The sequence below is a fragment of the Rhizobium sp. ZK1 genome (assembly GCF_047782645.1).
Lineage (GTDB): Bacteria > Pseudomonadota > Alphaproteobacteria > Rhizobiales > Rhizobiaceae > Rhizobium.
The window spans coordinates 1,904,186-1,925,759 of record NZ_CP180586.1 but is presented as its reverse complement, the minus strand read 5'-3'; the positions used below and the strand labels follow the sequence as shown (position 1 = coordinate 1,925,759).

Below are 21,574 nucleotides of genomic sequence, written 5' to 3'. Positions count from 1 at the left end.
GCAAGCAAAAGGGAGCCTTGCCGATGCCACCCTCAGAGACATCCGTGATCGACTGGCTGCTGGCCTCCGACCCGGCCATCCGCTGGCAGGTGCTGCGCGATCTCTTCGATGCGCCGGAGCCTGTCTGGTCCGCCGAGCGGCAGCAGGTCGAGCGGGAAGGGTGGGGTGCCGAGCTACTGTCCTATCAGGATGCGGACGGGCAATGGGCAGGCGGCTCCTTCGTGCCCAGCGATTTTACCCGCGAGGAATGGCAGGCGACCGGCCAGCCCTGGACGGCGACGAATTTCGCGCTGACGCAGCTTCGCGAATTCGGGCTCGATCCGCGCTCAGAGAGCGCAAAGAGAACCGTTGCGCTCATCGGCGCCAATTGCCGCTGGGATGAGGGTGGGCAGCCCTTCTGGGAGGGTGAGGTGGAGGAATGCATCAATGGCCGCACGGTTGGCGACGGCGCCTATTTCGGCGTCGATGTCTCGCCGATCGTCGAGAGGCTGCTTGGCGAACGGCAGGCCGATGGCGGCTGGAACTGCGAGCGGGCGAATGGCTCGGTGCGCTCGTCCTTCCACACGACGATCAATGTGCTGGAGGGACTGCTGGAATATGAGCGGGCGACCGGCGGCACGGAGGAATCGCGCGAGGCAAGACGGTCGGGAGAGGACTATCTGCTGGCGCGGCATCTCATGCGCCGGCTCAGCAATGGCGAGCCCGTCGATGATAAATTCATGCAGTTCCTGCATCCGAACCGCTGGCGCTTCGATGTGCTGCGGGCGCTCGATTATTTTCGCGCGTCAAGCCTGCTGACAGGAGCGACACCTGATATGCGGTTGACGGAGGCAATTGAATACCTTCGCTCGCGGCGACTGGAGGATGGGAGATGGCCGCTCGACTGGCGCTTGTCCGGCAGGGCCTGGTTCGTGATGGATGACGGCGAGGGAGAGCCCTCCCGCTGGGTGACGCTCAGGGCGCTGCGCGTCTTGAAATGGTGGGATGGCTGGACGGCTTCCCTTACGTAATGCTGCCCATTGGATTCCCGCATTATCACGATAAAACTGTGACTTAGGCCGGTGTGCTGAAAGCCGAGAGCCTGGTCTCGAACTCTTCCATCGTATCGAGAAACCAGCAATCCGTACCGCGATTGGTCTCATGAACGAAGCTTCGCAGTGCGTTGCTGCGGGCAAGCCCGGCGTCTATATTGCCGATGATGGCGAGGCGCAGCCGGTAGTTCACGAATTTCTGGATCGTGGCGCCGGCAATGCCTGAGCGGAGGTTCAGGAAACCCTCGGGCAGGCGTTCGACCGGCAGCACAACCCAATCGACGGCTTCGCCGAGGGCATGGCCGATCAGGTCGTTGAAGCCGCTGTCGGCAGTCAGCCGCGGACCATCCGGATTGCGGAGAAGCAGGCGAAAGCCGTGGAGAAGCCTGATGTCGGGGTGCACGGAATATCCTTCTCGTTTCGGCGGACTGTCTGGAAATAGACGTCCAGGCTATCCTATTCGACGGCGTGTCGATCGCTACGACCGTCTGTCCGGTTGGGACATGGGTTTTCCGTTGATATGCGTCAATGCCTGATGTGGGTCATGGAGACAGGCTTGTTTCGTCATCAAGCGGAATGGAGGCATCCATGGACGAGGCGATCAGGAAGACGATCCAGGCGATATTGGACGGCCAGCGCATCATGAGCGTTGCGACGCTGCGGCCGGATGGCTGGCCGCAGGCGACGACGGTCGGTTACGTCAATGACGGGCTGACGCTCTATTTCCTCTGCGGTCCGGACAGCCAGAAGGCCGCCAACATCGCGCGCGACAACAGGGTGTCGCTGACGATCAACCCGGATGCCGGCCAGGTGATGGAAATCACCGGCCTGTCGATGGCGGCGCATGCGGAGAAGGTGAAAGACCCTGACGAGGCGGACAGGGTGTTGCGTCTCATGCCGGCGAAATATCCGGCTCAGGAAGGTCTGTCGATCTCAATGCCGACGCGGGATCAGATCTGCATCTTCCGTGTCGTGCCGAAGGTGATTTCCGTGCTCGATTATTCCAAGGGCTTCGGGCACGCCGATCTCGTCACGGTCTGATACGGCATGCCGCGCAAACGCCCGGCAGCCCGGGGCGAATGAGCGGGGTCAGGCGCCTTTCGCGACCTTGGCTGCGCCCCAGAGCGAGCCCGGATTGGCGCGGTGCGGATATAGCGCCAGCATGGCGTCGAACAATTCACGCGCTGTCGTCGTCTCCAGTTCGATCCGGTTGAAATCGCGCAGATATAGCTGCGTCTCGTCGATGATGCCAGGATCATCGGAATTTTCGGGGATCTTGTGGCCGGCGATGACGGCTTTGGGTTCAAGCTTTTTCAGCCTGTCGAGCGTTTCGATCCAGTGTTGACGGCTCTCGCGTGTGGTTTCGCCGAGGTAGCAGTGGATGCCGTTATAGACCACGTCGCCGCCGACGATGAGGCCGATTGAGGGTACGTGAAGGCAGGTGGAGCGCGACATGTCGGTATGGCCGGCATCGATGGGGATCAGTCTGTGGCCTTCGAGCTCCAGTTCCGGTGTTTGCAGGACATCAGCGACCTCAAGCGTCTTCGATATTTCGCCGGGGAAGAGTTTTCGCCAGAAACCATCGAGCATATCCGGCGCACTCTGGCGGCGCATCGCCTCCACGACATCAGCGACGGCATAGGCCTTCGCATCGGGAAAGCGTTCACGCAGCGTGCGGATGCCGAAGAAATGGTCGCCATGGCCGTGGGTGATGTAGATGGCCTTCAGCCGCTTGCCGCTCGCTTCCACCCAGTCGGCGAGGGTTCTCGCCTGCGGTTCGGTCAGGAAGGTATCGACGAGCACGGCCTCGTGCTCGCCGGAGATCAGCGTGGCGGAATTGGCCACCCATTGGAGAGACGGATCGCCTGATGGCACGTCGCGGCTGAGGCCGGGGCGGCGGATTGTGAGAACATCGTAGCGTAGGCTAGTGGAGGGGCTGGAAGTCATGGTGGCAATTTCCTGAAGAGTTGGAGTGAGGGAGTGAAATCGCTTGATTTTCGCAGCAGGACAATAAATATATGACCGGTCGTCTATAATTGTTCAAGAGGGTAAAATGGACGCAGCCAAGCCGGCCCGCCGCGGTCCGAAGCCGAATGTGCAGACGCGGCAAAAACTCATCGAGGCGGGTTTGAAAGAGATCCATGCCAATGGATTCGCCGCGACCGGCATCCAGAAGATCGTCGACGACATCAACGTGCCAAAGGGCTCTTTCTACAATTACTTCGACAGCAAAGAGGCTTTCGGCGCGGAGGTCTCCGATCGTTATTCCGAGCAGGCGCTTGCCCGGCTCACGGGCTTTCTTGCCGATGCCGACAAACCGCCGCTTCGTCGGCTCAAAGCCTATTTCGACGACCGCGCCGCTTCTTTCGCCTTGAGAGGATTTGTGCAGGGCTGCGTGCTCGGCAATTTCAGCGCCGAGACGGTCGACCATAGCGAATTGATCCGCCAGCATGTGGCAGCACATTTTCGCCGCTGGAGCGGGGTGATCGCGGCTTGCCTGGCTGAAGCCCAGAGGGATGGCGCGCTTGCTGGCGACCTGCCTGCCGATACACTTGCGGATTTCATCCTGAACAGCTGGGAGGGAGCGCTTCTGCGAATGCGCGCCGAGCGCAGCGCGGCGCCGCTCGAGGCATTCAAGCAAATGGTCTTCGACACATTGCTGCATGGCAGGGCGCATTGAATTGGGAGGTGCCCGTCATCTTTTGTGAGCTTGCCGGCAATTGTTTCGGCTAATCAGCCAGCCTTTCCGGCTCCGGCTGAAACCACGGCGATCTTGCCGATTTCGGCCAGCGTCACCTTCTGGAATTCCCGTTCCAGCGTCTGTTCGGCGCTTTCGAAGGCGCGCTGGAGTTTGGCATTGGCGGCGCGCTCGACAGGGCAGGATGGGTGATCGTTGGAAAGCGGCGCATCGAGGATCGTTTCACCTTGCAAGGCACGCTGCACATCCAGAATGGTGATGTCCGCAAGCGGCTTCGTCAGCGACCAGCCGCCGCCGCGGCCACCTTCCGATTCGACGATGCCGTATTGGCGCAGCGACGCCATGGTGCGGCGAACGACGACAGGGTTGGTGTTGAGCATCTGAGCGATACGCTCGCTCGTTTCCCGGCCGCCCAGCAATCCCATGTGGACGAGAACATGGATCATCCGCGCCAGTCTTCCGTCTTGCCGCATCTGTGCTCTCCGCATAGCGTAACAAATACTGTTACGGTCTATTGACTCCTGTTTTCCGTAACGTAAAAAGATACAGAATGAAAGATTCAACACCGCCCGGATGCGATTTTTCCGGGTGCAGCAGCCCTGATATCGAGGAGGCAGAGATGCAGCAGCGCATGATTGAAACCGCAACCTTGAGGATGAACATCTGCGAGGTCGGCCAGGGGCCGCTGGTGCTGCTCTGCCATGGGTTTCCTGAAACCTCACATGCCTGGCGCCACCAGGTCAGCGCACTTGCCGAAGCGGGTTTCCATGCCGTGGCGCCCGATATGCGTGGTTATGGCCGGACGGAAAGCCCGGAAACGATCGGCGCCTACACGGTCTTCGATCTCGTAGCCGACATGGTGGCGCTTGTCGATGCGCTTGGCGAGGAAAAGGCCGTTATTGCCGGCAATGACTGGGGTGCAACGGTAGCCTGGCAGGCGGCGCTGATGCGCCCGGACCGGTTCCGCGGCGTTGTCGCCATGAGCGTGCCCCTCATGGGCCAGCCGCCCGTGCCGCCGACGAAGATCTTTCCGGAGACGCCGGATCACCTGCTTTACGTGCTCTACTTTCAGAAACCGGGAGTGGCGGAAGCCGAATTCGAGCGGAACGTGGAGTCGACGCTGCGCAAGATCTACGGCGCCGCCGGCGGTGAGGCGGGCCCGCGGCTGCCGGGCGACGGGACGCCCAATCCCTTCGGGATGGTGTCGCGCGCATCGGGTCTGCTTGCCGATTTGCCGGAAAGCGAAACACTTCCCGGCTGGCTGCCGCAATCCGATCTCCAAGTCTTTGTCGACGCATTCAAGGCATCGGGCTTTCGCGGCGGCCTGAACTATTACCGCAATCTCGACCGGAACTGGGAATTGCAGAAGGCTCTGAATGGGCTGAAGGTCGAGATTCCCGCGCTGTTCATGGCCGGCGAACGCGATACGGGCCTTGCGATCCCCGGCATGCGGGAGATCATCGCAGCGATGCCGGCGCTCGCGCCTCGCCTGAGAACGACACAATTCGTGCCCGGTGCGGGCCATTGGCTGCCGCAGGAGCAGCCTGACATCGTCAGCCGCGCAATGATCGATTTCGTGCGGGGCCTGTGACGGGCTCTCTCTTTTGAATATACGCATCAGGCTTTCCGAAAATCGATTCGATTTCGGGCCGATGCTTAGTGCTTGTCTTCCAGCATCCGGTGGAGAACGGCGATCAGTTCCTGGCTGCCGGTTCGGTCGTCGGCGATTGTCTGGAAGATGCCGGGGCCGATGCCGCAAGGCAGATGCGGTTGTCAGTCCCGCATCCGCAGCTCATCCGTCTGCATCTGCAGAGAGCCCAGCGTTTCCAGAAAACTCATGCCGAGCAGGCTCTGGTCGAGCCTGCCGTCTTCGGCAACCGTTGCTGCGACATTGCTGCGCACGATCGGGCCGATCGCCACCTGATCGAGGGTAACCGGGGCGGCGCGGGCGCGGCCGTTGGCAGTCATCACGGTCATTGAGTAGGTGAGCTGCTTCGGGTCTATGCCGATGCGCAGCGCATCCTCATGCGAGAGCGCCACCATGCTGGCGCCGGTATCGACCAGCATCGGCACGGACTGGCCGTTGACCGAGACCTCGGCTTCGAAATGGCCGTTCAGCATCTTGTGGACGATGACTTCCTGGCCCCCCTCGCTGGTCGTGACGACGACGGCGCGGCCGGGCACGAGGCCGGCAAGCAGGCGGTTGCCGACACCGAGCGCATCCTGCCGGTAGAGATAGGCAGTGGCGAGCGCCAGGATGATGACGAGCCAGATCATGAATTGCCGCAGGGTCTGGCCTATGTTTCGACGGCTGCCCCAGATGCCGGCTGACAGCATGAGGGCGATCGGCAGCAGGTAGACGAAGCGGCCGAAATCGTCATTTGCCAGCCCGAAAATGCGGCTCTGGTCGCTGTTGAAGAGCAGGACGGCAAGGCCGATGCCGATGACGGCAAGCAGGAGGATGAGGCGCATCAGCCTGTCGTCTCCAGGGTTTTCGTCGATTCGGAAACAGGGGCGGCGAGGCGGGCGGGCAGATTTTCCATGATGGTTTCGCGCTCCTCGTCGGAAAAGCGCATCCAGCCGGCAATTTCATCCGTTGTGCGGCCACATCCGGCGCAGAGACCGGTGAGAGGATCCAGGGAGCATACGCGGATGCAGGGTGTTCGCATGGGCGATATATCGGGATTTCAGAGGGCCATGGCAAGGGCGCAGAAGGCTGCGACCTCGCAAATCTGCTGGGTGGCGCCGAGCGTGTCGCCGGTGTGGCCGCCAAGCCTGCGGCGGACGAACCAGGTGAAGGCGAGAGCGGAAAGGCCTGCGCCTAGAAGAGCCGAGACGAGCGGTTGAAGACCGAGCGCCGGCCAGATGAGGATTGCCGTCGCAAAACCTGCCGTGACAAGGGCTATCTGCATCGTCACCTCGGCGGGACTTCCTGCGGAAGCCGCGAGCCCGTCCGGCTTTGCGGCGGGAAGGCGCTGCCAGTGCCAGGCGATCGCTCCACGGCTGAGGGCGGCAACGGCGGGAATGGCAAGGGCGGCGGCAAAGGGCGATGCTTCACGGGCGATCGCTGCAAGGGCGGACGCCCTGAGTGCGAAAGAGAGGATGAGGGCGATGGCGCCATAGCTGCCGATGCGGCTGTCCTTCATGATGATAAGGCTCTGCTCGCGCGACTTGCCGCCACCGATACCATCGGCCGTATCGGCAAGCCCGTCCTCATGCAACGCGCCGGTCAGGATCGTCTGCACGGCGAGTGCCACGAAAGCCGCCATCAGCCGGTCGGTGCGAAACGCCAGCATCACGAGGAAAACGAGGGCGGGCAGGGCGCCGATGAGGAGACCGGCGACAGGGAAGACGCGGACCAACCGGCCAAGCTTGCCGTCATAGCCGGCAAACAGCCATGGCGGCATGGGTATGCGGCTCAGGAAAGCCACGGCGCGCGCGGCATCGACCACTATGGCTTTTATCATTCCTGGGATCATTCTCTTCGGTCCCCGTCTCTCCTGCGGCGTTTTTGTCTTCTCGGGTGACTGTCGTCTTCGGGCTTTTTGAGTTGTGAGCCAGAGCCGGTCGCTTTAAGAGAGTCGCCACGCAAGGAACCCGATTTGCCGGGAAAAGACAAGAATACAAGGAAAGCCATTCAGATGAGCGTTTCAGGCCTGCCGTTCGACGATTTTCGCGCCCTTCTTCGCGACCTGCCGGGGCCCGATGCCCGCGCGCTGGTCGCTGCTCGCGAACGCGACGCGCAATTGACGAAGCCGCCGGGGGCGCTTGGCCGTCTTGAAGAGATCGCCTTCTGGCTCGCCGCCTGGACGGGCAGGCCGCCTGCCGTCAACCGGCCGCTGGTGGCGATCTTCGCCGGCAATCATGGTGTCGTGCGGCAGGGTATCACGCCTTTCCCGCCTGAAGTGACACAGCAGATGGTGGAGAATTTCGCGGCCGGCGGGGCGGCGATCAACCAGATCTGCGTCGCCTATGATCTCGGCCTGAAAGTCTTCGACCTGGCGCTCGATTACCCGACCGGCGACATCACCCAGGAAGCAGCATTGACCGAGCGCGACTGCGCCGCCACCATGGCCTTCGGCATGGAAGCGATTGCCGGCGGCACGGACCTGCTCTGCATCGGCGAAATGGGCATCGGCAACACGACGATCGCGGCTGCGATCAACTATGCGCTTTATGGCGGCACGGCGCGCGACTGGGTCGGTCCGGGCACTGGCTCGGAAGGCGAGATGCTGGAGCGCAAGATCGATGCCGTCGAGCGCGCGGTTGAATTGCACAGCGATCACCTCGACGATCCCCTCGAGATCATGCGCCGGCTCGGCGGGCGCGAGATTGCAGCGATGGCGGGCGCCATTCTTGCGGCGCGCATGGAGCGTATTCCTGTCCTGATCGACGGTTATACGGCAACCGCTGCCGGCGCGATCCTGCGGGCTGCCAACCCGTCTGCGCTCGACCATTGCCTGATCGGCCACGTTTCGGCCGAGCCCGGCCATCTGCGGGCCATCGAACAGCTCGGCAAGACGCCGCTCCTGGCGCTCGGCATGCGGCTTGGCGAAGGCACGGGTGCGGCGCTGGCCGCCGGTATCGTCAAGGCGGCCGCCGCCTGCCATTCCGGCATGGCGACCTTCAGCCAGGCCGGTGTTTCCGGCAAGCATTGATGCGGCAGCGCATTGCTTGCGCTGAGACCGTGGAAACGGTATCTGCGTATCCGCTGATAAATGAAAGCGTCGGCAAAAGACCGGCGTGGAGGAAACGAGGCGCCTTTGACGAAACCTGCCGTGACCAAGGAAACGGGATTTCGCCATTTCGTGGCTGCGGCCAGCTATTCCTGGGCAGGTTTCCTGCGGGTCTTCAGGGAATCGGCCTTCCGACAGGAGCTCGGCTTCTTTGTCGCGGCGCTTATCATGCTTCTCCTCGTCGGCGCCGATGCCACGGAATTCGTCGTCACGACGATACTCTTCCTCGGGCTCTTTTCCATCGAGGCGATGAATACGGCCGTCGAGGAAGTGATCGACCGGATTTCACCGGAGATTTCCATCGTCGGCAAACATGCCAAGGATCTCGGCTCCTTCGCCGTGGCCTGCATGATTGCCGCCTGCTGCCTTTATCTCGGTTTCGTCGTCATCAGGCATCTTTTCTTTTAGGAAGGTGAGACGACTAAGCGAAGCTGCGGCGCTTCTTGGTGACCGGCTGGGCTTCTTCCACGGCCGGGATGCTCTGCAGCACGCGTTTGGCCGGCAGGATGGCGATGACTTCGGTGCCTTCGCGCAGCTTGGATTTCAGGATGAACTGGCCGTCATGCTTGGCAAGGATCGCCTGGACGATCGGCAGGCCGAGGCCGGTGCCCTGTTCGGCGCTCTTGATGGCGATCGAGCCCTGACCGAAAGCCGACAGCACCACCGGGATTTCGTCTTCGGGAATGCCGGGGCCGTTGTCCCTGATCGAGATGTACTGGCCGCCACCGGCCGTCCAGCCAACCTTGACGTTAATTTCTCCACCCTGGGGTGTGAATTTAACGGCGTTGGAAAGAAGATTAAGCACGACCTGGCGCATGGATTTCTCATCCGCCCAGATCGCCGGAAGCTGGCGCTCGACCTGATCGTGGATGGTGATGTTCTTGGCGCGTGCCCGAAGTTGCACCATGCCGATGCAGTCTTCGGTGATATCGAGCAGCGAGATCGCCTCTTCACTCAGCTCGTACTTGCCGGCTTCGATGCGCGAAAGATCGAGGATTTCGTTGATGAGATCGAGCAGATGCTGGCCGGACCGATGGATATCGCCGGCATATTCCTTATAGGTCGGATTTGCCAGCGGCCCCATGACCTCCGCCGACATGACCTCGGAGAAGCCGAGGATGGCATTCAGCGGCGTACGCAGCTCATGCGACATGGAGGCGAGGAAGCGCGACTTGGCGAGGTTTGCTTCCTCGGCGCGTCGGCGGGCCTCGTCGGACATGGATTTCGCCACTTCCAACTCGGCGATCAGATCATCCTTTTCCGACTGGAAGGAGAGGATCCTCAGGCTGAACTGGAAGAGCCGGTCGCTGATGTAATTGAAGAAGACCACCGTCGTGGTGAAAACCGCGGCCAGGCTGAGTTCCAGAATATCGCGCGACAGGCCGCTTTTGGCGGCAAGCGCCACGACGGCAGGCGCGAAGCCGACGAGTACGGCTGGTGTCAGCATGAAATTCGACATGGTCGTGACCGACAGCGCGATCAACAGGCTAGCGCCCTTGTAGAGCGTGAAGCCCGAAGGTTCGCAGGCCGAACAGCTCTGCAGGGCAAAGATCGCCCAGCAGCAGCCGATCAGGAACTGGCCGCCCAGTAACAGGTTGCGCCAGCGGCGCACAGTCTCTGCGGTAATTTCCCGATTCCGGGCACGGCGGGCCAGAAGAATATTGACGGCGTGACAGGTCAGCGTCAGCAACGCCCAGAAGAACAGACTCGCATCCTCGGTAAAATAGGTGCCGAGTGCTGCGACGATGATGATGAAGAGCGGCATGATCGCCGCGCCCTGCAGCACTGCAGTAATATACATGTGCAGTACGTCACGGTCGAAAGCAGAGCTGGGGGCATGGCCGGACTGCAGGCGTTCGCGCGTCTGCCGCACGGCCTTGGAAACCGCCTTGTTGCGGTGGCCGCGCGATTTGTCGACAATGATCTTGTCGGTCGATGTGCTGACGCCGGTACTCATGTGCACGTTGAAATTTGTCCCGCAAATGAATAAGAGCTTAACCGGAAAGTCTTAAGAAGATGTTTGCCATCTTTGCCAAGGGTTTGTTTTGCAAGGAGGCAAAAGCGTGGCACGGCTTCTTGTGTTGACCCGAGACGGTGCAACCGCCCTGGCTTTTCTTGCTCTCGTTGCATTAATTGCGGCCAAGCTTAATGACAGGCCCGACATCCGGCACCGGGGTGCTTTTCACGCCGCCGATGGCGACAGCCTCGTTCTCGACGGCGAGCGGATGCGGCTCGATGGCATCGATGCCCCGGAACTGTCGCAGACTTGCGAGCGGGCCGGGCAGGATTGGGCGTGCGGCAGGCAGGCCCAACACACGCTGCAGCAGCTGGTTTCCGACAACAGTACGCAATGCGGCGGAAACGAGCGCGATCGCTACAACCGGTTGCTGGTCACGTGCCAGAACAATGCCGGCAATATCAATGCGCGCATGGTGGCCTCCGGGATGGCGGTTTCCTATGGCAGCTACCGGCAGGAGGAAGGGCAGGCGAGGGCGCAAAAGCTCGGGCTCTGGGCCGGCCGTTTCGACATGCCGCGCGATGTCAGGGATCAGGCCCGGCATGAAAGCTCGGGTTTGCGACGGCTGATCGGCGAATGGACGGGATGGTAGTGAACGGTGCATCGAACGAGGAGCGGCTGGACGGGCTGCGGGCCGAGATCGCTGCCTGCCGGATCTGTCGCGATGCGCCGCTGCGCGGGATCGAGGACCGGTTGCCCCACGAGCCGCGGCCGGTTGCCGTCCTCTCGTCGCGCGCCCGTGTGCTGATCGCGGGTCAGGCGCCGGGGTTGCGCGTGCATGAAAGCGGGCTCCCATTCGATGATGCTTCCGGCGACCGGCTTCGGCAATGGTTGCAGGTGGACCGGCCGACCTTTTACGACCGGGATCGATTCGCGATCGTGCCGATGGGCTTCTGTTTCCCGGGTTATGATGCCAAGGGGAGCGACCTGCCGCCGCGGCGCGAATGCGCACCAATCTGGCGGGAGCGCGTGCTTTCGGCCATGCCGCAGATCGAGCTGATGCTTGCCGTCGGTGGTTATGCGCAGGCCTGGCACATGGGCGCAGCGAGGCGCGAAAACATGACCGAGACGGTGCAGGCCTGGCGCAGCACTCTTACCGTACCGGGCAAGCCTGCCATTCTTCCGCTGCCACATCCGAGCTGGCGCAATACGGGCTGGCTGAAGCGGCATCCTTGGTTCGAGGAAGAGCTGTTGCCGGAACTGCGCCGGCGAATCAAAATGCTCGTCTTCTGAAACAAAATTCTTTTCGTCGGCCGGAATCGCGCTATACAAAGAAAATAAATTCGAAAGGGACTTCGTTTCGCATGGACCGCCTCGACCGGAAGATACTGCGCCTGCTCCAGGAAGATTCGACGCTCGCCGTTGCCGACCTCGCCAAGAAGGTCGGGCTTTCGACGACGCCATGCTGGCGGCGTATCCAGAAGATGGAGGAAGACGGCGTCATCAAGCGCCGGGTGGCGATTCTCGATCCGGAAAAAGTCAACACCAAGGTCACGGTCTTCGTGTCGATCCGCACCGCGACCCATTCGATCGAGTGGCTGCGCCGCTTCTCCGAGGTCGTGGCGGAATTCCCCGAAGTGGTCGAATTCTACCGCATGAGCGGCGATGTGGACTATCTGCTGCGCGTCGTCGTACCCGATATCGCCGCCTATGACGCCTTCTACAAACGGATGATCGCCAAGATCGAGATTCGCGATGTATCGTCTGCTTTCGCGATGGAGCAGATCAAGTATTCGACGCAGCTGCCGCTCGACTACATGCTTCTTGAAAACGCCAAGTCCAACGAGGACTGAACAGGGCAGGCACCTTGATACAGCGCACGTGATTTCGGGCAGGCGCGAGCGAATCGCGCCGCTCCGGCGAGGGAGCCGAATCTCACGGTAGACAATCTGCGCAGGCAAGCTGCGCAGGGAGACTCAGGAATTCATCCGTGAGTCCGAAGAGTGCTCGTGAAGCACAAGCAACTTGACGGCGGCGCGAAACCTTTCCAAATTGTAATCTTCCTGTCATGGAACTATGCGAATTCCACGCGTGTCATGAACTGGCCTTGGTGTTGGGAGGCACGGGCGCTGGTTCAAGAGGTGGTCCGGGGGTATCTGGGACACTTTTGTAATGCCGGTGCAGCGCAATATCGCGCTGTACACGATTTTTTTGCGCCCTTGGCGAAACGTTTAAGCGACACCATAACGCGTGTTTGCGGTTGTTTATACAACACAAAGTAGGCCCCAAATCGATTGATGGTCGCTATCTGCACCATTAGGTTCGATTTCAGGACACCATGTCCCAATCTCCGATCTTTATATAGTCCTTAGCCGGCGCTATAGCTCGGTTGCTTCGCGAAATTGTTCGAGCTTTGCTCCATTTTTGCGGTGCTTTGGGAGGATTAGTTCGGCCGCTTGCGAGAACCATCGGTTATCGCGGCGGCATTCGTGCGTTAACCATCCATCTCTCTGAAATTGTTGTATAAAAACCACGCCTGGCGCAGAAAGAATGCTCCGGCTGTGGGTTGGTACGGTTCACGAATTGCTACAGTTAGATGTCTGTGGGATGAACGTTCGGCGGTTCGATCGATCCGCACGCCGTGAGGCTGTTCAAACGGGTCGGCTTTGGATCTTCGGAGACAGAGTGAAAGTCCCGATCGACAAAGGAGTGGAATTCTACAATGAACATCAAGATGGTATTGCTTGCGTCGGCAGCAGCATTTGCTGCATCGACCCCGGTACTCGCAGCAGACGCAATCGTTGCTGCCGAGCCGGAGCCGGTTGAGTACGTTCGCGTCTGCGACGCTTACGGCACCGGCTACTTCTACATCCCGGGCACGGAAACCTGCCTGAAGATCGAAGGCTACATCCGTTTCCAGGTTAACGTCGGCCCGAGCGCCGGCGGCGACAACGACTCGAGCTGGGATGCGGTTACCCGCGGTCAGGTTCAGTTCACGGCCAAGAGCGACACCGAATACGGCCCGCTCACCGGTGTGATCGTCCTCCAGGCCAACGCTGACAACGCGACGGACCAGGACACGATCCTCGACTCCGCTTACCTCGACGTCGCGGGCTTCCGCGCTGGTCTCTTCTACTCCTGGTGGGACGATGGTCTCTCCGGCGAAACGGACGACATCGGCTCCAACGTAACGCTGCATAACTCGCTCCGTTATCAGTACGAAACCGGTTCCTTCTACGCTGGCCTCAGCGTCGATGAACTGGAAGACGGTGTCTTCAAGGCTGGCGAAGAGCCGAACAACGTCGGCGTTGCCTTCGGCATCGGCGGCACGGCTGGCGCCTTCAGCTACCAGGTCACCGGCGGCTACGACTTCGACAACGAAGACGGCGCAATCCGTGCAATGGGTACGGTTGAAATCGGCCCGGGCACGCTCGGCCTCGCTGGCGTTTACTCCAGCGGCCCGAACTCCTACTACTCGATCGCTGAATGGGCAGTTGCTGCCGAGTACGCCATCAAGGCTACCGACAAGCTGAAGATCACCCCCGGCGTTCAGTACTACGGTAACTACTTCGGCAGCGACTCTGATGTTCCGGACGACTTCGACGGTCTCGGCGATGCCTGGAAGGTCGGTCTGACGGTTGACTACCAGATTGTTGACAACTTCTACGCCAAGGCTTCCGTCCAGTACCTGGATCCGGAAGATGGCGACGACGTCACGACCGGTTACTTCCGTCTGCAGCGCTCGTTCTAATTTGAACGACGGATCCCCCGGCTTCGTGCCGGGGGTTCCCAACCCACGAGTTTCTGATCAGAATGACCTCCGATCAGTAACGAGGGACTGGTCCGGTTTTCCCTGCTGGGCCAGTCCTTTGCAGTTGAAAACCGCTGAGAAGCCAGGAGCGCCGTCACGCTCACCGGTCTTATTATGTCCAGCAGGTTTTTCTCAGGAATTTTCCTGATATCGAGCACATTTAAAAGCTATCGGCGTATTCGTTTCCTCCGATCACCCGCGCTCAATTTCATGGCGCGATACGTACGCCGTCGTTGTGCAGTCATCATCCTGAAAAGCGCACCTTGGATCGGTTTCATTTTCCGGATTCAGTGCCGATAATGTGACTGTAACGTGACAGATGGCACGATATAAGCCCTTTCGGACGGGCTGGCATTCATTGCTACTCTTGGGTAGGTTTCGATTATGGACGATCTTAATGATTACTTCTATTTTGCAGCCGTCGTCTCTAGTGGTGGGTTTGCCGCCGCAAGTAGAACCCTAAAGATACCCCGTTCCAAACTCAGCAGGCGCGTCGGCCGGCTGGAGGATAGCCTTGGCACAAGGTTGATTGAACGATCCACGCGTCACTTCCGGGTGACGGAGATCGGCCAAGCCTTCTACGAGCAGTGCCAGACGATCCTGAGGGAAGCCGATCGCGCCAAATCGATCGTGACGGAAGCCCAGTCCGATCCTCAGGGGATCGTGCGCATGGGTTGCCCGCTTGGTCTCGTCGATATTTCGCTCGGCGCTGTTCTGCCCGAATTTCTGGAGCGTTATCCCAAGATCAAGCTGCAGATCATCGGCTCCGACCGGCGTACCGACCTCATCAACGAGCGTATCGATGTCGAAGTGCGGGCAGCCAACGAGCCGGAAACGCAGACGAGCCTGACCATGCGCAAGCTCGATCGGGCGCGGCGCATCCTTGTCGCCAGTCCCTCGCTTGTCGAGCGCATGGGCGAACTCGGCAGCGTCGACGATCTCGGCAATGCGCCGACACTCGCCATGACCACCTGGATGTCCTTCCATACCTGGGAACTGGTCGGTCCTGATGGGGAGAAGAAGGTCGTGCGCCACCAGCCGCGGCTCACCTGCCGCAGCATGACGGCGATCCTCGATGCCGCACGCGCGGGTGTGGGCTATGGGCTCATTCTCGAACATGCCTGCGCGGCGGATATCCAGTCCGGCCGGCTGGTCCGCGTGCTGCCGGAGTGGCAGACGGTGGAGAGCCAGTTCTATCTCGTCTTCACGACGACCAAGGGCATGCCGCCGGCGGTGCGGGCGCTGATCGATTTTCTGGTCGAGAAATCCAAGCTGCATCAGATCGTTACGACAAATGCGGCGATCGCAGCGCAGTAGGTTTAAAGCGTGGCGCGCAAAAGTGTGCGCGGTTTTGCGATAACGACACGCGTACAAACAAAGATCTAAAGCACGGCGAGCGAATCTTGGAGGTCGCGACGTGCTTTAGAGCCGGGCGAGCAGCTTTTCTCCCGTCAATTCCCTGACAGCATCCTTGCCGATCCAGCGGGCCGTCTTGTCTGTACTTGCTGCAAGGCGTTCGGCAAGGGCCAGCGCCGGAGCGTGGCAGGCACGATTGCGCTTGCCGATATTGCGGAGTGCCCAGTTGACCGCCTTGCGGACGAAGTTGCGCGGGTCTGTCGCGTGGGCTTCGATCAGCGGCAGGTAGGCAAGCAGGCTTTGGTCCGAGTCCGTCTTCCGGCGCACTGCGGCACCGGCGATCATGGCGAAGGCGGTTCGCCTGACGAATTCTCTGATATCGGCGGCAAAGTTCGGGATGAGTGCGTCAAGGTTCGCCTCGATGAAGAGGTCGGCGGCGCAATCGACGATCTCCCAGGAATTGAAGTCGGCGGCGAGGGTGCGGGCCTCGGTGGCCGTCAGCCTCTTCGGCTCGAAGGTATAGAGCGCCAGCATGCGCGCTTCCCGGATGCCGCTTGCCCAGAGCTCTTTCGCCCTGACGTGATCCTTCTTTGCCGACCGGGCAATCTTCTGCAGATCGGGATTAGAAATGCCGATGGCGGTGTCGGTGACGATGCCGAAACGCGCCATGCCGGCGATATTGTTCTCGGAGCGCAGCGTCTGCAGATGCGCGATCAGATCCGCTGCGCTCGAAGAAGGGGCAATCATTCTGGAGAGCCAGTCATTTTTCGAGGCGGGCCAGCAACGAGGACGTATCCCACCTGTTGCCGCCAAGCGCCTGGACATCTCCGTAGAACTGGTCGACGAGGGCCGTCAGCGGCAGCCTGGCGCCGTTGCTGCGGGCTTCCGCCAGCACGATGCCGAGATCCTTGCGCATCCAATCGACGGCGAAGCCGAAATCATATTTACCCTGGTTCATGGTCTTGTGGCGGTTTTCCATCTGCCAGGAGCCGGCCGCGCCCTTGGAGATGACGTCGACCACCTTTTCGATGTCGAGGCCGGCGCGCTTGCCGAAATGTACGGCTTCGGCGAGACCCTGGACGATGCCGGCAATGCAGATCTGGTTCATCATCTTGGTAAGCTGACCGGACCCTGCCGGCCCCATGAGGCCGACCATGCGGGCATAGGCGTCGATGACGGGTCTTGCCTTTTCAAACACGGCTTCATCGCCGCCGCACATGACGGTCAGCACGCCGTTTTCAGCGCCCGCCTGGCCGCCGGAGACGGGAGCGTCGATGAAATCGACACCCTTTGCCTTGGCAGCTTCATAGAGTTCGCGAGCGACTTCGGCGCTTGCCGTGGTGTTGTCGATCAGCACGGAGCCGGGCTTCATCGTCTTCAGCACGCCGTTTTCGCCCGTCGTTACCGAACGCAGATCGTCGTCATTGCCGACGCAGACGAAGACGAAATCGCAGCTGGCGGCGGCTTCAGCCGGGGTAGGGGCGGACTTGCCGGAGAATTTTTCGGCCCAAGCGGCGGCCTTCTCGGCCGTGCGGTTATAGACGGTGACGTCGTGGCCGCCCTTAATCTTCAGATGGCCTGCCATCGGGAAACCCATGACGCCGAGACCGATGAAAGCGACTTTCGCCATATGCTGTTCTCCATGACCGCTTGCAAACAGGCTCCGAGGATTAGCGGAAACGGCTGATGACGGAAAGCCACCGACCAAGGAGAAGCGGCCTCTCTTAGAACAAAATTTCTCCGAGCCTGACAAAACGGGGTCGGGAAAGTCTCAGATATCGCGAATATGATAATTTTAATTGTCGATCTAATTTATAGACTAAATCATCATCACACCATCGAAACAGGCAGGCCAGCGCAGCAGGAGCGCGGATTCGCCAGAAAAGGGGATAGTGATGATCACACGTCGACAAACGCTGGGGCTTTTTGCGGCAGCAGGCGCCACCGCCATTCTGCCGTCCGTTCGGCTGGCGCATGCTGCAGCAACGGAGTTCCGCATCGGCTGGCAGAAGAATGGCGTGCTGGCGCTTGCCAAGCGCCGTGGGGCGCTGGAGAAGCGGCTTGCCGATCAGGGGATTACGGTGAGCTGGTCGGAATTCACATCAGGCCCGCCGTTGCTCGAAGCGCTCGGCGCCGGTGCGCTCGATTTCGGCGCGACGGGCGACGTGCCACCGCTCTTTGCGCAGGCGGCGGGTGGCGCGCTCTATTATGTCGGCATCTACCGTGGCAGTCCGGCGGGCTCCGCCATTCTCGTGCGCAGAGATTCGCCGATCAAGACGCTGGAGGATCTGAAGGGCAAGAAAGTCGCCTTCAAGCGCGGCTCCAGCGCCCATAACGTGACGGTCAAGGTCTTGCGTAAGGTGGGGCTGAAACCCGAGGATGTGCAGCAGGTCGATCTTGCGCCGCCGGATGCCGCGGCTGCCTTCAAGAATGGCAGCATCGATGCCTGGTCGATCTGGGATCCCTATCTCGCCATCGCAGAGGCCGATCCGGATACACGCATCCTGACGACGGCGGAAGGCATCGTCGATTCCTACAGCTTCTTCCTCGCCAACAAGGATTTCACCGACGAGAACGGCACCGTCATCGTCAACGTGCTCGACGAGCTCGCCAAAGTCGGCCGCTCGGCGCAGGACAATCTCGATGCCACGGTCAAGGAGCTCTCGGAGATCACAGGCGTGCCGGCCGACATCACGCGGGTGGCGCTGCAGCGCCCTGGCGCCGATCTCGGCAGCGTGACGACCGTGACCGAAGCGGCGGCCGCCTATCAGGAGGCGCTTGCCGACGAGTTTTACAATCTCGGCATCGTGCCCAAGAAGCTCACGACCGGCGATATCGTCTGGCGTCCGAAGGCAAGCTGACCCTTCTATAGCCTATGTCACGATATCGGCTGACATCAGATGCCGCTGATTTCAGATATCAATAACAAGGAACGCGCTCATGACCGCTTCATCCGATCCGATCAATTTCCTCTGGTTCATCCCGACATCCGGTGATGGAACCTATCTCGGCTCCACCGAACTCAACCGCGCCCCTGAAATCGGCTATCTGACGCAGATCGCCCAGGCGGTCGATCGGCTCGGCTACTCCGGCGTGCTCTTGCCGACCGGTGTCGCCTGCGAGGAATCCTTCGTGATGGCATCGGCGCTGGCCGCCAGGACCGAGAGGCTGCAATTCCTTGTGGCGATCCGTCCGGGCACGGCATCGCCGGCCTATTATGCGCGCCTTGCCACCACGCTCGACCGCATCTCCAACGGCCGCCTGCTGCTCAACATCGTGGTCGGCGGCAGCCCGGGCGAGCTTGCCGGCGACGGCATCCATCTGCAGCATGACGAGCGTTATGCTCATGCCGACGAGTTCTTCCATGTCTTCGAGGAACTGCTGGAAAAGGGTGTGGCGAGCTATGACGGCAAGTATATCAAGGCGACCGAAGCCCGGCTCGGCTTTCCGTCGGTGCAGACGCCGCGCCCGCCGCTCTATTTCGGCGGCTCCTCGGATGCCGGTATCGATTTCGCCGTCGGCCGCGTCGACAAGTACCTGACCTGGGGCGAACCGCCGGCGCAGGTTGCCGAGAAGGTGCAGAAGGTGCGCGCAGCAGCAGCCGGCAAGGGTCGCGAGGTCTCTTTCGGTATCCGCCTGCACTTCATTGTCCGCGAGACGGACGAGGAAGCATGGGAGGCCGCTGACCGCCTGATCCGCCATCTTGACGACCAGACGATCGCCGAGGCGCAGGAGCGCTTCGTCAAGGAATCGGACTCGGTCGGCCAGAAGCGTATGGCAGCGCTCCACGGCGGCCGCCGCGACAAGCTCGAAGTCTCTCCGAACCTCTGGGCCGGAATCGGCCTGGTGCGCGCCGGTGCCGGCACTGCGCTCGTCGGCTCGCCGAAGACTGTTGCTGCACGCCTGAGGGAATATCAGGAGGTCGGGATCGATGCGGTCATCGGCTCGGGCTATCCGCATCTCGAAGAAGCCTATCGCGTCGCCGAACTGCTCTTCCCGGAACTCGGCATCGAGAGGGACGAACAGCGGCTCGGCTTCAACAACGAGTTCGGCCGCAAGAAGGTTTTCGCCGGCGGCAGCCATGGCGGCAACCTGAAGGTCGTTTCCGGCTCCTGATCGAGCCGGATTTTTGAACCGAAGCGCGAGGATATCATCCATGTCGATTTTCGATACGCCGTTTGCGCGGGCTGGCGCTGAAGCCGGCAAGACCAGGGCAGGTGGGGCCAGATCAGCTGGGGCAAGGACAGGTTTCCGCCTGCCGCTGCCCGGCCGCGACAGGCTGCTGCCCTATCTGGTGCCGCTCGCGATCGTCGCGCTATGGCAGCTCGGCTGTTCAGTCGGCTGGATTTCCTCGCGCATCATGCCGTCGCCCGCCGATGTCGCCAGCGCATTCTGGACGACGACGATCTCGGGGCAATTGCCTGAAGATGTTCTCGTCAGTGCCGGGCGCGCCTTTGCCGGCCTTCTCGTCGGCGGCTCGATCGGCTTCCTGCTCGGCATCGCCAATGGCGTCTCAAAGCTTTCGGAACAGTTGACGGATACGGTGCTGCAGATGCTGCGCACCATTCCGCATCTGGCGATGATCCCGCTCGTCATCCTCTGGTTCGGGATCGGCGAGGAATCGAAGCTGTTTCTCACCTCGCTCGGCGTGCTCTTCCCCGTCTATCTCAACACTTATCATGGCGTGCGCAATGTCGACCGGGACCTGATCGAGATGGGCAAGGTCTACGGCATGAGCGGCTGGACGCTGTTTCGCAAGGTGATCTTCCCCGGCGCGCTGCCGTCGATCTTCGTCGGGTTACGTTATGCGCTCGGCATCATGTGGCTGACGCTGATCGTCTCGGAATCGATTGCCGCTTCCTCGGGCATCGGCCATATGGCCAACAATGCCCGCGAATTCATGATGACCGATGTCGTGGTGCTGGCGCTCGTCATCTATGCCGTGCTCGGCAAGCTCGCCGATGTCGTCGCCCGCGCCCTGGAGCGTCAGACGCTCAAGTGGAACCCGGCTTATGCGAAATAGGGCAATTCAAGCAAAGGCGTGCAGCGGTTCTGCGTTCGGAATTGCGCGAAAATAGAGAGAGACAAGCCATGGCCGTCATCACGCATGAGCGTTTCCATCCTTCGGAAGCAGTGGATTTCGATGAGAGCCCGGCCGTTGCGGCGGGTGCCGGTGCTGCGGCGATCACGCTTTCCGGCCTCGAAAAGAGCTTTGGTGCCAACAGGGTGCTGCGCGGCATCAACCTGCATATTCCGGCCGGCCAGTTCGTCGCCGTCATCGGCAAGAGCGGCTGCGGCAAGAGCACGCTGCTGCGCATCCTGATGGGCCTCGACGAACCGACATTAGGCGAACTGCGCTTCGAGGGTGCCGACGGCGTCGAGATACAGCCGAATGCCCGCATCGTTTTCCAGGAGCCGCGGCTTCTGCCCTGGCTCAGCGTCATCGACAATGTCGTCGTCGGTCTCGGCGAGGGGATCGAGAAGAAGCGCGCGCGCGAGGAAGCGAAAGCCGTTCTTGACGAAGTGCAGCTTGCCGAAAAAGCGGGTGAATGGCCGACGCGCCTTTCCGGCGGCCAGCGCCAGCGCGTGGCGCTTGCCCGCGCGCTCGTCAGCAAGCCCGGCATTCTGGCGCTCGACGAGCCGCTCGGTGCGCTGGATGCTCTGACGCGCATCAGCATGCAGCAATTGCTGAACCGCGTCTGGCGCGAACTCGGCTGCACCACCGTGCTCGTCACCCATGATGTCAGCGAGGCCGTGCATCTTGCCGACCGGGTGATCGTGCTGGAAGAGGGCCGCATTGCGCTCGATCTCGCCATTCCCTATCCGCACCCGCGCCGCCATGGCGATCCGGCGCTCGCCGAACTCGAGGGACGGCTGCTGTCGGCTATCCTCGGCAGCGATGGCGGGCATTAAGCCACCGTCTGTTCCTCCTCAAAAGTCACTTGATTTCCGTAGGTCAATTGTCCTAGAGATGATTTAGGACAA

General features: G+C 61.1%; 23 protein-coding genes and 1 pseudogene. 15 read left to right on the top strand and 9 right to left on the bottom strand.

Annotation, left to right across the window (positions count from 1 at the left end; all coding sequences use genetic code 11):
• Nucleotides 1–23 precede the first annotated feature (23 nt).
• Entirely contained in the window at nucleotides 24–1,010 is a 987-nt protein-coding gene (locus ACK9YZ_RS09890) for a squalene cyclase (protein ID WP_416066440.1), read from the top strand.
• Nucleotides 1,011–1,053: 43 nt separating this feature from the next.
• On the opposite strand, the gene ACK9YZ_RS09885 is transcribed toward ACK9YZ_RS09890, so the two are convergent.
• Nucleotides 1,054–1,434 (bottom strand): DUF4180 domain-containing protein, encoded by a 381-nt coding sequence (locus ACK9YZ_RS09885; protein WP_416066439.1) that lies wholly within the window; start codon nucleotides 1,432–1,434, stop codon nucleotides 1,054–1,056.
• Nucleotides 1,435–1,619: 185 nt separating this feature from the next.
• On the opposite strand from ACK9YZ_RS09885, the gene ACK9YZ_RS09880 reads away from it, so the two are divergent.
• Nucleotides 1,620–2,072 (top strand): pyridoxamine 5'-phosphate oxidase family protein, encoded by a 453-nt coding sequence (locus ACK9YZ_RS09880; protein ID WP_216758419.1) that lies wholly within the window; start codon nucleotides 1,620–1,622, stop codon nucleotides 2,070–2,072.
• Between the two features lie 48 nt (nucleotides 2,073–2,120).
• On the opposite strand, the gene ACK9YZ_RS09875 is transcribed toward ACK9YZ_RS09880, so the two are convergent.
• A complete protein-coding gene (locus ACK9YZ_RS09875; protein ID WP_416066438.1) occupies nucleotides 2,121–2,978 on the bottom strand; it encodes an MBL fold metallo-hydrolase in 858 nt (285 codons plus the stop codon).
• Between the two features lie 106 nt (nucleotides 2,979–3,084).
• On the opposite strand from ACK9YZ_RS09875, the gene ACK9YZ_RS09870 reads away from it, so the two are divergent.
• A complete protein-coding gene (locus tag ACK9YZ_RS09870; protein ID WP_416066437.1) occupies nucleotides 3,085–3,711 on the top strand; it encodes a TetR family transcriptional regulator C-terminal domain-containing protein in 627 nt (208 codons plus the stop codon).
• A gap of 53 nt (nucleotides 3,712–3,764) precedes the next feature.
• Here ACK9YZ_RS09870 and ACK9YZ_RS09865 read toward each other — a convergent pair whose 3' ends face one another.
• Complete coding sequence (locus tag ACK9YZ_RS09865; RefSeq protein WP_416066436.1) at nucleotides 3,765–4,202, bottom strand: Rrf2 family transcriptional regulator; 438 nt, start codon at nucleotides 4,200–4,202, stop codon at nucleotides 3,765–3,767.
• Between the two features lie 146 nt (nucleotides 4,203–4,348).
• Between ACK9YZ_RS09865 and ACK9YZ_RS09860 the strand changes: the two genes are divergently transcribed.
• Nucleotides 4,349–5,320: an alpha/beta fold hydrolase gene (locus tag ACK9YZ_RS09860; protein ID WP_416066435.1), complete on the top strand. Its 972-nt coding sequence runs from the start codon at nucleotides 4,349–4,351 to the stop codon at nucleotides 5,318–5,320.
• A 182-nt stretch (nucleotides 5,321–5,502) separates the two neighbouring features.
• Here the strand turns inward: ACK9YZ_RS09860 and ACK9YZ_RS09855 are convergent, their stop codons facing one another.
• The 3 genes and pseudogenes from ACK9YZ_RS09855 to ACK9YZ_RS09845 all read right to left on the bottom strand — a co-directional run bounded on the left by ACK9YZ_RS09855 (nucleotide 5,503) and on the right by ACK9YZ_RS09845 (nucleotide 7,196).
• Nucleotides 5,503–6,201, bottom strand: coding sequence for a TIGR02281 family clan AA aspartic protease (locus tag ACK9YZ_RS09855; protein WP_416066434.1), 699 nt, complete (start codon nucleotides 6,199–6,201; stop codon nucleotides 5,503–5,505).
• Between the two features lie 110 nt (nucleotides 6,202–6,311).
• Nucleotides 6,312–6,398: pseudogene (locus ACK9YZ_RS09850) on the bottom strand (DUF1289 domain-containing protein); the annotation flags it as partial.
• An 18-nt stretch (nucleotides 6,399–6,416) separates the two neighbouring features.
• On the bottom strand, nucleotides 6,417–7,196 hold the full coding sequence (locus ACK9YZ_RS09845; RefSeq protein ID WP_416066433.1) for an adenosylcobinamide-GDP ribazoletransferase: 780 nt from the start codon (nucleotides 7,194–7,196) through the stop codon (nucleotides 6,417–6,419).
• A gap of 174 nt (nucleotides 7,197–7,370) precedes the next feature.
• On the opposite strand from ACK9YZ_RS09845, the gene cobT reads away from it, so the two are divergent.
• Nucleotides 7,371–8,387: a nicotinate-nucleotide--dimethylbenzimidazole phosphoribosyltransferase gene (cobT, locus tag ACK9YZ_RS09840; RefSeq protein WP_416066432.1), complete on the top strand. Its 1,017-nt coding sequence runs from the start codon at nucleotides 7,371–7,373 to the stop codon at nucleotides 8,385–8,387.
• A gap of 105 nt (nucleotides 8,388–8,492) precedes the next feature.
• The gene (locus tag ACK9YZ_RS09835) at nucleotides 8,493–8,873 is read left to right on the top strand and encodes a diacylglycerol kinase (protein WP_216758411.1); all 381 of its coding nucleotides are present in this window, start codon (nucleotides 8,493–8,495) and stop codon (nucleotides 8,871–8,873) included.
• Between the two features lie 13 nt (nucleotides 8,874–8,886).
• Here ACK9YZ_RS09835 and ACK9YZ_RS09830 read toward each other — a convergent pair whose 3' ends face one another.
• The gene (locus ACK9YZ_RS09830; RefSeq protein WP_416066716.1) at nucleotides 8,887–10,422 is read right to left on the bottom strand and encodes a sensor histidine kinase; all 1,536 of its coding nucleotides are present in this window, start codon (nucleotides 10,420–10,422) and stop codon (nucleotides 8,887–8,889) included.
• 106 nt (nucleotides 10,423–10,528) lie between these two features.
• On the opposite strand from ACK9YZ_RS09830, the gene ACK9YZ_RS09825 reads away from it, so the two are divergent.
• The 5 genes from ACK9YZ_RS09825 to ACK9YZ_RS09805 all read left to right on the top strand — a co-directional run bounded on the left by ACK9YZ_RS09825 (nucleotide 10,529) and on the right by ACK9YZ_RS09805 (nucleotide 15,550).
• Nucleotides 10,529–11,074 (top strand): thermonuclease family protein, encoded by a 546-nt coding sequence (locus tag ACK9YZ_RS09825; protein ID WP_416066431.1) that lies wholly within the window; start codon nucleotides 10,529–10,531, stop codon nucleotides 11,072–11,074.
• On the top strand, nucleotides 11,074–11,715 hold the full coding sequence (locus tag ACK9YZ_RS09820) for a uracil-DNA glycosylase family protein (protein ID WP_416066430.1): 642 nt from the start codon (nucleotides 11,074–11,076) through the stop codon (nucleotides 11,713–11,715). The genes ACK9YZ_RS09825 and ACK9YZ_RS09820 overlap by 1 nt, the downstream gene beginning before the upstream one ends.
• 71 nt (nucleotides 11,716–11,786) lie before the next feature.
• Complete coding sequence (locus ACK9YZ_RS09815; RefSeq protein WP_007816294.1) at nucleotides 11,787–12,275, top strand: Lrp/AsnC family transcriptional regulator; 489 nt, start codon at nucleotides 11,787–11,789, stop codon at nucleotides 12,273–12,275.
• Between the two features lie 869 nt (nucleotides 12,276–13,144).
• Complete coding sequence (locus tag ACK9YZ_RS09810; protein ID WP_416066429.1) at nucleotides 13,145–14,173, top strand: porin; 1,029 nt, start codon at nucleotides 13,145–13,147, stop codon at nucleotides 14,171–14,173.
• 444 nt (nucleotides 14,174–14,617) lie between these two features.
• Nucleotides 14,618–15,550, top strand: coding sequence for a LysR substrate-binding domain-containing protein (locus ACK9YZ_RS09805; RefSeq protein ID WP_416066428.1), 933 nt, complete (start codon nucleotides 14,618–14,620; stop codon nucleotides 15,548–15,550).
• Between the two features lie 105 nt (nucleotides 15,551–15,655).
• Here the strand turns inward: ACK9YZ_RS09805 and ACK9YZ_RS09800 are convergent, their stop codons facing one another.
• Both ACK9YZ_RS09800 and ACK9YZ_RS09795 read right to left on the bottom strand, forming a co-directional pair.
• Nucleotides 15,656–16,336 (bottom strand): DNA alkylation repair protein, encoded by a 681-nt coding sequence (locus tag ACK9YZ_RS09800; RefSeq protein WP_416066427.1) that lies wholly within the window; start codon nucleotides 16,334–16,336, stop codon nucleotides 15,656–15,658.
• 13 nt (nucleotides 16,337–16,349) lie between these two features.
• A complete protein-coding gene (locus tag ACK9YZ_RS09795; RefSeq protein ID WP_416066426.1) occupies nucleotides 16,350–17,219 on the bottom strand; it encodes an NAD(P)-dependent oxidoreductase in 870 nt (289 codons plus the stop codon).
• Between the two features lie 265 nt (nucleotides 17,220–17,484).
• Here ACK9YZ_RS09795 and ACK9YZ_RS09790 point away from each other — a divergent pair, with 265 nt between their 5' ends.
• The 4 genes from ACK9YZ_RS09790 to ACK9YZ_RS09775 all read left to right on the top strand — a co-directional run bounded on the left by ACK9YZ_RS09790 (nucleotide 17,485) and on the right by ACK9YZ_RS09775 (nucleotide 21,502).
• Entirely contained in the window at nucleotides 17,485–18,450 is a 966-nt protein-coding gene (locus ACK9YZ_RS09790; protein ID WP_416066425.1) for an aliphatic sulfonate ABC transporter substrate-binding protein, read from the top strand.
• A 79-nt stretch (nucleotides 18,451–18,529) separates the two neighbouring features.
• Nucleotides 18,530–19,705: an FMNH2-dependent alkanesulfonate monooxygenase gene (ssuD, locus tag ACK9YZ_RS09785; RefSeq protein WP_416066424.1), complete on the top strand. Its 1,176-nt coding sequence runs from the start codon at nucleotides 18,530–18,532 to the stop codon at nucleotides 19,703–19,705.
• Nucleotides 19,706–19,745: 40 nt separating this feature from the next.
• Nucleotides 19,746–20,612 carry an aliphatic sulfonate ABC transporter permease SsuC gene (gene ssuC, locus ACK9YZ_RS09780; RefSeq protein WP_416066423.1) on the top strand — a complete coding sequence of 289 codons (867 nt, stop codon included), beginning with the start codon at nucleotides 19,746–19,748 and terminating at the stop codon, nucleotides 20,610–20,612.
• A gap of 68 nt (nucleotides 20,613–20,680) precedes the next feature.
• Nucleotides 20,681–21,502, top strand: coding sequence for an ATP-binding cassette domain-containing protein (locus ACK9YZ_RS09775; RefSeq protein WP_416066422.1), 822 nt, complete (start codon nucleotides 20,681–20,683; stop codon nucleotides 21,500–21,502).
• Nucleotides 21,503–21,574: the final 72 nt, after the last annotated feature.

Coding starts and splice junctions, on each gene's coding strand:
- ACK9YZ_RS09890 (WP_416066440.1), top strand. CDS start 24: ATGCCACCCTCAGAGACATCCGTGATCGACTGGCTGCTGGCCTCCGAC.
- ACK9YZ_RS09880 (WP_216758419.1), top strand. CDS start 1,620: ATGGACGAGGCGATCAGGAAGACGATCCAGGCGATATTGGACGGCCAG.
- ACK9YZ_RS09875 (WP_416066438.1), bottom strand. CDS start 2,978: ATGACTTCCAGCCCCTCCACTAGCCTACGCTACGATGTTCTCACAATC.
- ACK9YZ_RS09870 (WP_416066437.1), top strand. CDS start 3,085: ATGGACGCAGCCAAGCCGGCCCGCCGCGGTCCGAAGCCGAATGTGCAG.
- ACK9YZ_RS09865 (WP_416066436.1), bottom strand. CDS start 4,202: ATGCGGCAAGACGGAAGACTGGCGCGGATGATCCATGTTCTCGTCCAC.
- ACK9YZ_RS09860 (WP_416066435.1), top strand. CDS start 4,349: ATGCAGCAGCGCATGATTGAAACCGCAACCTTGAGGATGAACATCTGC.
- ACK9YZ_RS09855 (WP_416066434.1), bottom strand. CDS start 6,201: ATGCGCCTCATCCTCCTGCTTGCCGTCATCGGCATCGGCCTTGCCGTC.
- ACK9YZ_RS09845 (WP_416066433.1), bottom strand. CDS start 7,196: ATGATAAAAGCCATAGTGGTCGATGCCGCGCGCGCCGTGGCTTTCCTG.
- cobT (WP_416066432.1), top strand. CDS start 7,371: ATGAGCGTTTCAGGCCTGCCGTTCGACGATTTTCGCGCCCTTCTTCGC.
- ACK9YZ_RS09830 (WP_416066716.1), bottom strand. CDS start 10,422: ATGAGTACCGGCGTCAGCACATCGACCGACAAGATCATTGTCGACAAA.
- ACK9YZ_RS09815 (WP_007816294.1), top strand. CDS start 11,787: ATGGACCGCCTCGACCGGAAGATACTGCGCCTGCTCCAGGAAGATTCG.
- ACK9YZ_RS09810 (WP_416066429.1), top strand. CDS start 13,145: ATGAACATCAAGATGGTATTGCTTGCGTCGGCAGCAGCATTTGCTGCA.
- ACK9YZ_RS09805 (WP_416066428.1), top strand. CDS start 14,618: ATGGACGATCTTAATGATTACTTCTATTTTGCAGCCGTCGTCTCTAGT.
- ACK9YZ_RS09800 (WP_416066427.1), bottom strand. CDS start 16,336: ATGATTGCCCCTTCTTCGAGCGCAGCGGATCTGATCGCGCATCTGCAG.
- ACK9YZ_RS09795 (WP_416066426.1), bottom strand. CDS start 17,219: ATGGCGAAAGTCGCTTTCATCGGTCTCGGCGTCATGGGTTTCCCGATG.
- ACK9YZ_RS09790 (WP_416066425.1), top strand. CDS start 17,485: ATGATCACACGTCGACAAACGCTGGGGCTTTTTGCGGCAGCAGGCGCC.
- ssuD (WP_416066424.1), top strand. CDS start 18,530: ATGACCGCTTCATCCGATCCGATCAATTTCCTCTGGTTCATCCCGACA.
- ssuC (WP_416066423.1), top strand. CDS start 19,746: ATGTCGATTTTCGATACGCCGTTTGCGCGGGCTGGCGCTGAAGCCGGC.
- ACK9YZ_RS09775 (WP_416066422.1), top strand. CDS start 20,681: ATGGCCGTCATCACGCATGAGCGTTTCCATCCTTCGGAAGCAGTGGAT.